14 protein-coding genes are annotated in these 12,071 nt (G+C 37.1%); 11 read left to right on the forward strand and 3 right to left on the reverse strand.

Annotation, left to right across the window (positions count from 1 at the left end; all coding sequences use genetic code 11):
* Positions 1 to 10: 10 nt before the first annotated feature.
* Complete coding sequence (locus CD001_RS05250) at positions 11 to 1,450, forward strand: DHA2 family efflux MFS transporter permease subunit (RefSeq protein ID WP_407081137.1); 1,440 nt, start codon at positions 11 to 13, stop codon at positions 1,448 to 1,450.
* 158 nt (positions 1,451 to 1,608) lie between these two features.
* The gene (locus tag CD001_RS26815; RefSeq protein ID WP_257009711.1) at positions 1,609 to 1,731 is read left to right on the forward strand and encodes a hypothetical protein; all 123 of its coding nucleotides are present in this window, start codon (positions 1,609 to 1,611) and stop codon (positions 1,729 to 1,731) included.
* Positions 1,732 to 1,995: 264 nt separating this feature from the next.
* Here the strand turns inward: CD001_RS26815 and CD001_RS05255 are convergent, their stop codons facing one another.
* Positions 1,996 to 2,412, reverse strand: a complete 417-nt coding sequence (locus CD001_RS05255) for a DUF5391 family protein (RefSeq protein WP_096186513.1) — start codon at positions 2,410 to 2,412, stop codon at positions 1,996 to 1,998.
* Between the two features lie 178 nt (positions 2,413 to 2,590).
* On the opposite strand from CD001_RS05255, the gene CD001_RS05260 reads away from it, so the two are divergent.
* From CD001_RS05260 to CD001_RS05290, 7 genes are all read left to right on the forward strand, one after another.
* Positions 2,591 to 3,742: a DUF418 domain-containing protein gene (locus tag CD001_RS05260; RefSeq protein ID WP_096186514.1), complete on the forward strand. Its 1,152-nt coding sequence runs from the start codon at positions 2,591 to 2,593 to the stop codon at positions 3,740 to 3,742.
* A gap of 49 nt (positions 3,743 to 3,791) precedes the next feature.
* Complete coding sequence (locus tag CD001_RS05265; protein ID WP_218839239.1) at positions 3,792 to 4,319, forward strand: hypothetical protein; 528 nt, start codon at positions 3,792 to 3,794, stop codon at positions 4,317 to 4,319.
* Positions 4,320 to 4,675: 356 nt separating this feature from the next.
* Complete coding sequence (locus CD001_RS05270; RefSeq protein WP_096186516.1) at positions 4,676 to 5,653, forward strand: phosphotransferase enzyme family protein; 978 nt, start codon at positions 4,676 to 4,678, stop codon at positions 5,651 to 5,653.
* Between the two features lie 267 nt (positions 5,654 to 5,920).
* Positions 5,921 to 6,235, forward strand: coding sequence for a hypothetical protein (locus CD001_RS05275; RefSeq protein WP_096186517.1), 315 nt, complete (start codon positions 5,921 to 5,923; stop codon positions 6,233 to 6,235).
* Between the two features lie 25 nt (positions 6,236 to 6,260).
* Positions 6,261 to 7,115 (forward strand): GNAT family N-acetyltransferase, encoded by an 855-nt coding sequence (locus CD001_RS05280; protein ID WP_179298609.1) that lies wholly within the window; start codon positions 6,261 to 6,263, stop codon positions 7,113 to 7,115.
* A gap of 232 nt (positions 7,116 to 7,347) precedes the next feature.
* Positions 7,348 to 7,566, forward strand: coding sequence for a hypothetical protein (locus tag CD001_RS05285; RefSeq protein WP_096186519.1), 219 nt, complete (start codon positions 7,348 to 7,350; stop codon positions 7,564 to 7,566).
* Between the two features lie 197 nt (positions 7,567 to 7,763).
* Positions 7,764 to 8,285 carry a DUF3267 domain-containing protein gene (locus CD001_RS05290; protein WP_096186520.1) on the forward strand — a complete coding sequence of 174 codons (522 nt, stop codon included), beginning with the start codon at positions 7,764 to 7,766 and terminating at the stop codon, positions 8,283 to 8,285.
* 475 nt (positions 8,286 to 8,760) lie between these two features.
* Here CD001_RS05290 and CD001_RS05295 read toward each other — a convergent pair whose 3' ends face one another.
* On the reverse strand, positions 8,761 to 9,525 hold the full coding sequence (locus CD001_RS05295; RefSeq protein ID WP_096186521.1) for a DUF975 family protein: 765 nt from the start codon (positions 9,523 to 9,525) through the stop codon (positions 8,761 to 8,763).
* A gap of 324 nt (positions 9,526 to 9,849) precedes the next feature.
* Positions 9,850 to 10,329 carry a hypothetical protein gene (locus CD001_RS05300; protein ID WP_257009712.1) on the reverse strand — a complete coding sequence of 160 codons (480 nt, stop codon included), beginning with the start codon at positions 10,327 to 10,329 and terminating at the stop codon, positions 9,850 to 9,852.
* A 477-nt stretch (positions 10,330 to 10,806) separates the two neighbouring features.
* Here CD001_RS05300 and CD001_RS05305 point away from each other — a divergent pair, with 477 nt between their 5' ends.
* Positions 10,807 to 11,355, forward strand: a complete 549-nt coding sequence (locus CD001_RS05305) for a flavodoxin family protein (protein WP_096186522.1) — start codon at positions 10,807 to 10,809, stop codon at positions 11,353 to 11,355.
* Between the two features lie 100 nt (positions 11,356 to 11,455).
* Entirely contained in the window at positions 11,456 to 11,935 is a 480-nt protein-coding gene (locus CD001_RS05310; protein WP_096186523.1) for a GNAT family N-acetyltransferase, read from the forward strand.
* Positions 11,936 to 12,071 lie beyond the last annotated feature (136 nt).

Genomic DNA, 12,071 nt, shown 5'->3' on the forward strand with positions numbered 1-12,071 from the left:
ACAACAACATATGCAAGAAGAAAAGCGAGAAATAAAAAAACTACCGATTATGATCTCACTGATCATGGGAGTATTTTTTGCGATTTTAAATGAAACGTTATTAAATGTTGCTTACACAGATTTAATGGTGTCATTTAACGTGACAGCTCCGACTGTGCAATGGTTGACAACCGGGTTTATGTTAATCGTCGGGGTGCTTGTCCCGATTTCAGCTTTATTAGTTCAATGGTTTACAACACGTCAAATGTTTATCGGAGCGATGGCCATATTCACTGCGGGTACGATCCTTTGTGCGGTTGCACCGTCATTTAGTATTTTATTTATTGGAAGGCTCATTCAAGCTGCCGGAACAGGCTTATTACTTCCGGTTATGATGAATACGATTTTGTTTTTATTCCCACCAGAAAAACGTGGTGGAGCGATGGGGATGGTCGGGCTCGTCATTATGTTTGCACCTGCAATCGGACCGACGTTATCAGGTCTTATCGTTGAATCACTGAGCTGGCGTTGGTTGTTTATCGTCGTCATTCCTTTTTCATTAATCTCGATCGGATTCGCTTTCGCTTACTTAAAAAACGTTTCAGAAGTGACGAAGCCTCGTGTCGACGTTTTATCGATTATTCTTTCTACACTTGGATTCGGTGGAATTGTCTTTGGCTTCAGTAGTGTAGGAGAAGGTGAAGCTGGCTGGAGTAGTCCAGAAGTGTATTTATCAATTATCATTAGTGTCATCTCATTAACGTGGTTTATTATACGTCAGTTAAAGCTTAAAGATCCTATTTTAGAATTCCGTGTCTTTAAGTCACCGATGTTTTCATTAACGACCGTGTTACTAATTATTATGATGATGACGATGTTTTCAACGATGATTATTTTACCGCTCTATTTGCAAGGTCCACTTGCATTGGCTGCAGCGTTAGCTGGTTTAGCCCTTCTTCCAGGAGGAATACTTAACGGGCTCATGTCACCGATTGCTGGACGAATCTTTGACCGGTACGGTCCTCGTTTCCTTGTGATTCCAGGAACATTCATTCTAGTTATCGTGATGTTGCTGTTTACACAAGTATCAACGGACACACCTGTTTATATGTTTGTCCTATTACACAGTTTCTTAATGATCGGGATTGCGATGGTTATGATGCCAGGTCAGACGAATGGATTGAACCAGCTTCCTCCAGATTACTATCCACACGGCACTGCGGTGATCAATACGTTAATGCAAATTAGTGGTGCGATCGGAATCGCCTTGTTCATTGGGATTATGTCTGCAAGCGAAGCACGTTATTTGGAAGGTGTCAGTGACCCATCCTCTCCAATTGAAATGACCAACGCACTCAGTGCCGGTGTACAAAGTGCTTTCCAAGTAGGATTAATCTTTGCGATTGTCGCGTTTATTCTGTCACTGTTTATGAAGCGAAGCGTTGCCCCTGTTGTTGAAAAAGAATCATAAGTTTGATTGATGCCTGGCATGTTCCTGAAAAGGGATGTGTCAGGTTTTTATTTTAGCTCCCTTAATAAATTGGCAATATATGCTAAACTGAGAAGAGCGGACATTATGGAAGAGGCACTTTTTCAATACGTGATGAATGAAGAAGGGGAAGTTAGTAAATGGAAATGTTTATAATGTTTAGTATAGCTGCAGCAGTTATCTGCTATATTCTTTCAGTAGAAATGAAAGTGACAAAGTTAGAGAAAAGAGTAAAAGAGCTTGAAGGAAAAAGTAGCGACTAGAGTTTCGCAATCGGGAGATAAAAAATAGCATGAAGGTTAGCTTAAGTAATGGTGTTGGTGCTTTCAGTCGAATCCAAAGCAAATTTACTCATGCATAGTAAATTAAATTCGTTTGCAATTTTTATAGGCATATTAGGAGTAGTTGTAACATTTACAACGACAATGATCCTACATCGTTTCTTATAGAAAAGCTAACCTTTTAATAAACAAAGGGACCCATTCAATTGAAGTAGTAATCACTATCAATAAATGGCGGGTTTAACACTAGGCTATCTCTGACTGCTGCTGAAGCTTGGATGATGAGCGAAAAGCAACATAAAACCAAATGACGTTAATAACGATCGCTGCCATACAGATTCCTAACAAAAGAGGGATGAAACGTTCCGTATAGAATCCACTCGCTAGCATTACTGAAATGACGGAAACGTTGATCAATAATCCGAGACTGCATAAAAGCGCCATGACCACCTTCATTGACTTAACTCCTATAGGAAATAAAAGTAATGGAAAGGCGTAACAGACTAGGACGAAAATAACTGCACTCCACATCCCAAAAGACCCGAACTCATTTGCGTTAGGTCCAGTTTCAGAAAGTGGAGATAGAGAGGCAACGATGATGAACGAACAAAAAAGCAATGCTGAAACGGTTGTTATTAAAGTGAAGTCGAATTTATTTTTCATAACTTATCCTTTCAAGTAAGTTTCTTATTTACATATTATCAAATAAATGGAAAAATAGAAAGTGGTTTCTATTATTACTGCATGTTTAGTAAAAGAAATGAAGTGAGAGGTTATAAAGACGTTAAGCAATCTCTCCCACTTTATGAAGTGGCTGTGGACGTAAAGGAGGGGAATTTTGATGGAACAGTCTAAGCGTATTCGCTTACTCGATATATTACGTGGTTTTGCCATTATCGGAACACTAGGAACGAATATTTGGATTTTTGCTCAGCCAGGAGATGTTTTTTCTTTGTTGTCATCAGGGGAATGGATTGATAGCTTTGAAGGTGGACTTACCGCATTACAAGCTGTCTTTGTGAATGGTAAATTACTTGGATTATTGACGATCATGTTTGGGATCGGACTAGAGTTAAAATACCGGAAAGCACAACGGGATGGATTGCCTTGGTTATCATTTTATATATGGACAATGGTCCTTTTGTTTTTAGACGGATTACTCCATTATTTATTCGTGTTTGAGTATGATATTTTAATGAGCTATGCACTTACTGGGATTATCGTTGCTTTTCTAATCCGCAAGGGTGAAGCTTCCATGAATCGCTGGATGAAACGTGCTGCAATTGTCCATGTCATTGGTGTTGCCATCTTTTCCCTCATATGGACGGCTATGCTCCGTGATGAAACGGTCATGACTGAAATTGTAAGAGGATTTAGTGATGTCGAGCAACTTTACACAGAAGGTGGATATTGGGAACAAGTTACATATCGTATGAGCGACTTTATCGGTTTGCGTGCCGAAGCCATCGCTATCTTATTGATGAATATTACGCTCTATATTATAGGAATTCGTCTTTTCCGGAGTGGTGCATTTCACGAAAATGAGAAAGGAAGAAAGATTCGTAGAAACCTATTAAAATGGGGGATCGGTCTTGGTTTGCCTTTAAATATGCTCTTTCTTATCCCTGGAGGATTATTCGATTTACCAGTTCGCTATTTGTTTGCCCCTGTACTTTCACTTGGCTACATTGGACTACTTGCTTTGATGCTTGAAAAAGGCTGGTGGAAATGGCTGTTATCCCGTTTTGAGGCAATTGGAAAATCGGCACTAAGTTGTTATGTACTGCAAAATATTATTGCTTCCTTTTTGTTTTACAGTTGGGGGTTAAACCTTGCGCCAGTTAACCATCCATACGCCGTATTTGCGGCTTGGATAGGTATTAGTATTGTCATGATGATTGCAGCTCATCTGTTTGTCAAAACAATGGGCACAGGTCCACTAGAATGGTTGTGGAAAAAGCTATCTTATATGCCGTTTAAGCAAAAGACATAGAAAAAACAGTCATGAACTGCCAATATAAGCGCTATAGTGCGAGGTGATAATGATGTTACGCATAATTTTGATCATAGTTTCAACTATCATGTTGGTTGGATGTTCGGTAGATTTTCACATCGGTAGTTACGATGATGAGGTATACTATGATGGAAGTGACTTAAACATTGGTGTTATTGGTGAAATCCCTGACGAGGATTTTGATAACGTTATGTTTTATTCGACTGATCCTGAGTCGTTAAAAGTAGAAGAATTCGATGCATATTTCATTACAGCGCCTTACTTTGATGAGCTGTCGCAATCTGAATGGACACCAGTTTTCTCCTCCATCCACGTTCCGGTATTTTTTATGAATGTTGATTCTATTGATTTAGTGTTCCAACATGAAGATCTTTCGTACGAACAGGCTGAAGCATACCCTGCTACAGAACATACGACAGGCTTCGTACATAAAGATGATGGCATGTTAGGCTGGGGATACGGAGAACCTTCTAATTCGACTAATATAAACGATACTCCTGACTGGATCTACCATTCTATTTTTAACGATATTGAAGAGTTTCACCATGATTACTAGTTCGGGTCGCAGGTTATTGGTCATTGCATCTCGATTTCGAGGAACTTCATTCAATAAAAAAACTTGCTATCTTTAATTACAAGAATTATAATAAAATTACAAAAATTCGAAAGGGGTGAAGATAGAATGTTTATTAAAATCAATAAGTTAAGTCACGTTCTATCCTCACCTTTATATATTTAATTGAAAGCTGTTTTTGAGTGATGGAGCCTGACTTTTAGGGGCTTTCATAAACATAAAAACATCTCATAGAGACGAGAGAGCCAATGTATGACACGTTGTGCTCTTTTTTTATGGAACATCCTCCCTGACTTATTGAGTATTTCTGTACTAATAAAAGAAGGGATGTTTTATTCATGATGAAGTTAAGTACAATGAAGAAAGTAATGGATACGGTTGACAGTGAATGGAGAAGCCCTTTAGCTGAGTTCATCTTAGAAAGGTGGGGGTATGATCATGGCTCTGTACTTTGCTTGCGGGCAAGTGCCAATTTTATCTTCCAATTTAAGAAAGATGGAAAAGAATATTATTTAAGATTCAATGATTCGTGTGAAAGGGATCTCGATATGATACAAGCCGAACTTCGCATTTTGCAAGCACTCAATGATCCTTCGTTAAATGTCGCTCAACCGGTGAGATCAACAAATGGAAGCTATGTTGAAGCAGTGGAAACGGAGCTCGGAACCTTCTATGCTGTCGTGTTTGAAGCTTTGCGAGGCAAACATTATGAAACCACTGAACTAAATAGTCAGCAAATCTTTTTATGGGGTAGCTCTTTAGGCAAGTTACATGAAGCGTTTAAACAACTTCCGGAAACATATGAAATGAACAGGCCAACTTGGAAAGACCGGATTCTAACGATAAAGGAAATCCTACCTTCTTATGATAAGGAAGCATATGAAGAGATGGACCGCTTGATTTCATGGGCAGACAGGTTGAACATTTCAAAGGAGAATTATGGTCTGATCCATTATGATTTCGAGCTTGATAATGTTGTATTTGAAAAAGATAAGATAGGTATCCTAGATTTTGATGATTGCTCAAGCTATTGGTATGCAGCGGATATTATATACGCTCTTCGGGAAATAGAAGTTTTCAGTCTCGAATCTCCGGTAATAAAGACATTTATCGAAGGCTACCAAAGTGAAACAACATTAGATTTAGATATTCTTCATGAGTATGACGGATTTATCAGATTGCATAAATTAATTTCTTTTGCGAAAATCATTAGATCAGTCGATATTGAGGAATCACAAGAGTATCCGGATTGGCTTATTAATTTACGGGAAAAATTGTGTCGGCTTATCGAACAGTATCGACCTTCAATAGTATAAATATTTTTTAAAAGGAAGTGAGCTGCATTGAATTGCGGCTCTTTCTATATTTATTAAAATCAAAGGGAAAACCTGAGTAGACCAGAGTATTAATTAGTCAGATTGGGATAAGAACGAATACGACCTTTTTAATAAAGTAGGCGAAGAATCCATCACTTTGAATTTTTCCTATTAGCCTGCATATTCAGTTTATTGCTACTCCTTCGATTGGTTAAATATGTTAACATGAAAGAAAGGAGCTTATATCGTTGAAAGCAGGTATTCGATGTGAAGGTCATTACGTTATGCGGTTCGACAAAGTTTAAAGAACAGTTTGAGAAAGCTAATGCTTCCTTGACGCTTGAAGGTAATATCGTGATTAGTCTCGGTTTCTTCGAACAGAGTGAAGGCATTGACATCACGGACGAGCAAGCAAAGCTTTTTGCCGACATCCATTTCCGAAAAATCGATATGTCGGATGAAATTTTCGTCATTGATGTTGATGGGTACATTGGTGAAAGCACGAAAAAAGAGATTGACTATGCGAAGGAGCACGGTAAGAAAATTCGGTATTATTCACAAAGTGAGATTATCGTTGGTTGACATTAGAAATATAGGAGGAAGCATCATGATCATTCGAAGTCTTGAAAATATTGATATGCAGGAGTTCACAACTTGTTTTAATGAAGCATTTTCTGACTATGTCATTCCTTTTCATGCATCTGCGGAATATTTATCTAGCAGGTTTAATGGAGCTGGGGTAAATGATCAATTATCGTTTGGGGCGTTTGGCCGAGACAACAAGTTAGTCGCGTTTATTATGCATGGCATACATGAAAAGCAAGGCGAAAAAATAGCTTTTAATGTTGGGACTGGCGTCATTCCAGAGTACAGAGGTAGACGACTTGTAGGAGAAATATATCATCAAGCCATTCCTAGTTTAAAAGCAGATAACGTTAAGCAAGTGATGCTTGAAGTGATTCAGATGAATGAAAAAGCAATAAAGGCATACCGCAATATAGGTTTTGAGATTAAAAGAGAGCTCATTTGTTTCAAAGGTTCCATCGAAATAAAAGATCATTCCTTCCGAGAAAACATAGAAATCAGAACAACAACTACAGATCAATTTGATTGGGACAGTGTGACGAATTTATGGAACTATGAACCCTCTTGGGAACAATCAATCCATGCGATTTTACGAAATCCTCATTTATATGAAGTGTATCTCATCGGAGAAGAAGACCATTTACATGGATATGCTGTCGTCAATTCTACGACTGGATCCATTCTACAATTTGGTGTCCGAGAGGAATTTCGCGAACAAGGAATTGGTGCCACACTATTCCGAAAGATTGGTGAAAAACATTCAAAGGTATCTATACTTAATATAGATAAACGGGATACGAAGACGATTCATTTCCTTAAGAGAAGAGGACTCGATGTCATGATTGAACAGTATGAAATGGCAATGGAACTAAAATGAATGTATAGCGTGGAAATCTTCAGTGGAAACGGTCCGTCTGAAGAAACACGAAACATTCATGATGTCATAAACGAGGTATCGATAAATTTTTTTGACTAATTTTTTAAAAATGATCGTTCATCCTTTACTCAATATATTGATCAGGAAGCAACCAACCGCCGGTTTTATGTGATAGATGATAAAGATAAGAGACTATCAAGAGAGGAAACTTGAATAAAAAGGTAGTTTTCATGTGGAAAAAGTGATACATAAGTGGTTTGTTTATGGGCTTGTTATTGGGTTGTCAGTAGCCATTTTATTTGTCAATTATAAAGAGGTTTATGATTTTGAATTAGGTTATAGTACAGAGTACGTTCCAGTCTATGATTACGTCGTGAAGGTTCTTCCTTTCGGCGTAGGTGGGGGATTCATAGGGGCTATCGTAGGTCTATCCACCCTCTTAATGAGGTGAAAAGTAGTTATGGGAAAGGAAAGACTCTAACACGTTTTTTCCTTGCAATGGAAGGCAAATATGGAGTGAATCAAGAATCATCCGTCAGAGCTTTGAAAAAGGAACACAATGTGTTGAGAACGGTGAAAAAAGAAAATCGAGAGAGGCATCGGTATGGAGACGAATAGACTAGATTCTTATAAAAAATTGATGAGACGATGAACCCGGAAAAAGTAAATTTCATTGGAACCGTCCTAGCAATCTTGCTTATTTTAGTGTTAGTGATTCCTTACGGATTCATTTGGGGTATTGGCATGGTAGCAGATTTTTCCTTGTTATATGCGCTATTTTGGTTTGTTTTACTTATTATTCTCCATGAAATATTGCATTTAGTAGGTTATACCTTGATCGGTGGAGCTAAATGGAGCGAAATAAAATTAGGGGTTATGTGGAAGCAACTAATGCCCTATGCTCACTGCAAAGTGCCTTTAAAAATAAATCATTACCGTATTGCGGTTTTACTCCCAATCGTATTGGGCATTTTTCCGACTATAATAGGATATTTATATGGAAATGGTCTTATCGCAATCATTGGTATTTTTATGACGACGGTTTCAATAGGAGACTTAATGATCATCCATACGTTAAGGAAATTTCCTAAAAGGAGTTTCGTCCAAGACCATCCTAACAAAATAGGATGTATTGTTTACCTTCCACAAAATGAAAGGCGTGAGACATAACGAATTTGTCCACACCTTTCTCCAAACTACTTTATCTCTTCCGAATCTATTTCTGTAATAGTTGGTTCGTATTGTAAGATGATATTCATCAAGGTAGCGAGTAGTGTGTTCATTTTTTGTTTGGAAAAACGTGTCCAATGAACTTTCCTGTTGTACAAATATAATTTGATTTTTCATAGATTCGAAATGCGTCTCCATGAAATTGTTCGCTATCGTCCCATGTCATATAATCATCATAAGTAACAGAATACGTAAAGTCGATTTATAAAGCTTGTACATGACTGTCAGGGTGAGGGAAGATGAGTAAGTCGGTTAATGATCCTAAGGTACACATCAAGTGTTCTTGGCTCGTAAAAAATTTGTTCGAAAGAAATTTGATACCCTGACTCATTAACGAAGTCTGTAAAATGCATTCCTTTTTAAATGTAGAAAATGACGGTAAATATTTAGCGATATGAACAATTTGGAATGAGATTTAACTAATAAGTTCGTTTACTTCACCGTCGTTTGATTTTAACATTTGGTAAAACTCAAATCTGGCCGCTTCAAAGTATGTGAAGCTCCAAAAAACGCCTATTATTAGAGCTAATAATCCTAAGAAAAACCAACCAATGAAACTAATATATAACCCAATTAGGGACCATTTATTACCCTTCATTAACTTGAAACTAAGATAAATTGATTTAGTAAGTTTTATTTTTGGTTTATCATATAGTATATACATTGCTTGAGAGAGACCTAGAAATAACCATACTAGAAGTAAAGGTAATAATGCCAAAACGATACCTATAGTAATTTTAGTCATATCGAGGTTCTGATCACCAATTATCCAAAGGGATTGAAGTATAGCAAAAACAAATATTATTACCGCAAAAAATTGTAACAACCGAATAAGTGAGTTCACTACGAAACCTTTCAACAATAAACTTTTATTCTTAAAGCTATATGTGAAAGCGGACAAAAATTTTCTACCATCTTGATATTTAATATTATGGATTAAGTCAACGACAGCAAAGAAACCTATGCTTCCTATAAAGGCGGCTAGTAGAATGCCTAGTATACTATCTGAAGTTGAGAACGTTAGTAAACTAATACTTATTCCATCACTTTTAAAATTTATTGTGGTTATATTAGTGCCAGCTAGTATTCCTATAAAATAGCAAATAAAAATTAAGCTAACGACTTTAATCCAATTTCCTCTTAAAACTTCTCGTGCTGACTGTTTAATTGAAAATACCATAATTACCTCCCTTTTGACTTCACCTTAACATAAAGAATTAACCATTCACTGATACGATATAGATGAATTTCCCTTTAATAATTGTAGACCTAATTGATCTGCTAAAATGATTGATTTTTTAATATTGTCCCTAAAATAGCGGAGCTACTTAGATTTTTCCGACTATTTTTATATATGTGAACCTATGCCATGTAACAAAAAAGGTCTTATACGGCTATCCACACAGGTGTTTTATCTTAATTTTTCTTATCATCTTTGAAACAAGCGTGCTTAGAATCATAGAAACCGAAAAGGGAAGATAGCGTTAAGAAGACTAGATCCATTTTAACTCCTTAATAACCGCAACAGTTGCAAACCGTCCGATGGATGCCCTTTATAAGCCCCCATCCAATGTGGATAAGTCATAGGAATTGCAGTTACGAAAAACTGAATAAGATTAAAGATTGTCACTCCGGTTAAAGCAAAACGTATGTCTCCTTGTGGAGCTATGGCCATAAGTAGTCCAAATAAACAGACGAGCAGCAGTGACATGATTGGTCCTCCAGCTAAAGCCGCAATACGCTGCTGTTTTTCAAAACGATCGTCCCATGCACAAAATCCCACAAATGACCAACGAATGTAAAAGTGGAGCCTACCAATACTAAAGTTATGTTTGTTCTCTTTATCCCAATCCCCTAAGTATATTCGAGCATGAGATTTAGAAGATAATACAACACCGATGCCATGTCCCACTTCATGTAGTAGGACACACATTGGCAAAAGCAGTGTGTAAAAAATCAAAAAGGTTAACATTAATATCCCCATTTTTTATGCTTCTCCCTCTATCCAAAAAAACTCTCAATATATGTAAAGTTCTGATCTTTCATTATACATCATTCGTTGTTATTACTCTTCCAAATGATACATTAATTTCCATTTTAGGGGGAGGGAATAGGGCTTTCATTATTAGAATAATTCTAGTTAGCGGATAAATCCCGATTTTTCGCGGATAAATCAAATTTTTTACCGGATAAACAGCAAAATTTCACGGATAAACATATGATAAGGCTATAACACTAGCTTGTTACTAGACTGTGCTTTAGCAGGCATACTGAAATTTAACTGCTCTACTGCTGTTTTAAACGTGATTAGCTGTTAATCTTCATTCATTGTTCTCCCCTAATCGATAAATATGATCGTTAAAATCGGAATTATCAGCTTTTTCGATTTGGGATCCTTATATAAAATAGTAAATAAGATCAAGAGATAATACAACAATGATGAGTCAGGAGGGAAAGTAATATGAGTATTGCTGTTATTTATGGAAGTTCAAGAGAAGGTGGGAATACGGAGCTATTAACGAAAACGGCTTTACAAGGATTGGACTATGAAGAAATCATCTTACGAGATGAAACCATTATACCGGTTAAAGATGGACGTCATGAAGATCAAGGGTTTAGTGAAGTAGATGATAATTATGATGCACTGATCTCTCGTATGATTAATCATGACATTTTAGTTTTTGCGACTCCGATATATTGGTTTAGTATGTCAGGAACGATGAAAACATTCATTGATCGTTGGTCCCAAACGATGAGAGACGAGAAACACCCTGAATTTAAAGAAAAGATGGCTGGTAAACAAGCATATGTGATCGCAGTTGGAGGCGATACTCCTTTATTAAAAGGACTACCTCTCATTCAACAGTTTCAATTAATCTTTCAATTTATCGGTACGACTTTCAGCGGATATATAATAGGGAAAGGAAACAGACCTGGGGAAGTTTTACAAGATCAGCAGGCAATGGCTGCAGCGGAAGGTTTACGTCAAACATTATTATCTGAGCGATAAGAAATCATGATGCAATTCAAAAACTATTTTGTATTTTACTTAACCCAGTCCGTTCTATATGTTTAATGTAACGAGAGATCGAAGGACGGGAGGAGAATATATGAAACGGGAAGTACGTTTTAGATTGGCTACAGAACAAGACGTTGATAAAATTGTGGAAATGCTTGCAGATGATGTTTTAGGTCGTAAACGAGAGCGGTATGAAAAGCCTCTTCCTAACAGCTACTATCATGCATTTAAGGCGATTTCATCAGACCCTAACAATGAATTAGTTATTGCTTATCAGGATGATGAGATAATCGGTGTTCAACAAATAACTTTTACACCTTATCTTACACATCAAGGCGGGTGGCGAGCGACGATAGAAGGAGTAAGGATGTCGTCGTCCATACGGGGAAAAGGGATAGGCACGAAAATGATTAACTGGGCAATTGACCGTGCAAAACAACGCAACTGCCATTTGATCCAATTAACTACAGACAAAAAGAGAAAGGACGCTCTACGGTTTTATCAAGGTTTAGGCTTTAAAGCAACGCATGAAGGGTTGAAAATGCGATTAAATGATGAGGACGGTCAATAACGGATAGTAGAGGCTCGGTTAATTAGAATGATTATAGTTAGCGGATAAAACGTAATTTTTGCAGGATAAAACCTGATTTTTCATGGATAAAACTGATTTTTTACAGGATAAACAGCAAAATTTCACGAATAAAACG

This window comes from Evansella halocellulosilytica (assembly GCF_002335745.1).
Lineage (GTDB): Bacteria > Bacillota > Bacilli > Bacillales > Salisediminibacteriaceae > Bacillus_CA > Bacillus_CA halocellulosilytica.

Excerpts from the sequence above, each read along its gene's own strand:
- CD001_RS05305 (WP_096186522.1), top strand. The coding sequence starts at position 10,807 with ATGAGTATTGCTGTTATTTATGGAAGTTCAAGAGAAGGTGGGAATACG.
- CD001_RS05250 (WP_407081137.1), top strand. The coding sequence starts at position 11 with ATGCAAGAAGAAAAGCGAGAAATAAAAAAACTACCGATTATGATCTCA.
- CD001_RS05300 (WP_257009712.1), bottom strand. The coding sequence starts at position 10,329 with ATGGGGATATTAATGTTAACCTTTTTGATTTTTTACACACTGCTTTTG.
- CD001_RS05290 (WP_096186520.1), top strand. The coding sequence starts at position 7,764 with ATGAACCCGGAAAAAGTAAATTTCATTGGAACCGTCCTAGCAATCTTG.
- CD001_RS05295 (WP_096186521.1), bottom strand. The coding sequence starts at position 9,525 with ATGGTATTTTCAATTAAACAGTCAGCACGAGAAGTTTTAAGAGGAAAT.
- CD001_RS26815 (WP_257009711.1), top strand. The coding sequence starts at position 1,609 with ATGGAAATGTTTATAATGTTTAGTATAGCTGCAGCAGTTATCTGCTAT.
- CD001_RS05255 (WP_096186513.1), bottom strand. The coding sequence starts at position 2,412 with ATGAAAAATAAATTCGACTTCACTTTAATAACAACCGTTTCAGCATTG.
- CD001_RS05280 (WP_179298609.1), top strand. The coding sequence starts at position 6,261 with ATGATCATTCGAAGTCTTGAAAATATTGATATGCAGGAGTTCACAACT.
- CD001_RS05265 (WP_218839239.1), top strand. The coding sequence starts at position 3,792 with ATGATGTTACGCATAATTTTGATCATAGTTTCAACTATCATGTTGGTT.
- CD001_RS05310 (WP_096186523.1), top strand. The coding sequence starts at position 11,456 with ATGAAACGGGAAGTACGTTTTAGATTGGCTACAGAACAAGACGTTGAT.
- CD001_RS05260 (WP_096186514.1), top strand. The coding sequence starts at position 2,591 with ATGGAACAGTCTAAGCGTATTCGCTTACTCGATATATTACGTGGTTTT.
- CD001_RS05270 (WP_096186516.1), top strand. The coding sequence starts at position 4,676 with ATGATGAAGTTAAGTACAATGAAGAAAGTAATGGATACGGTTGACAGT.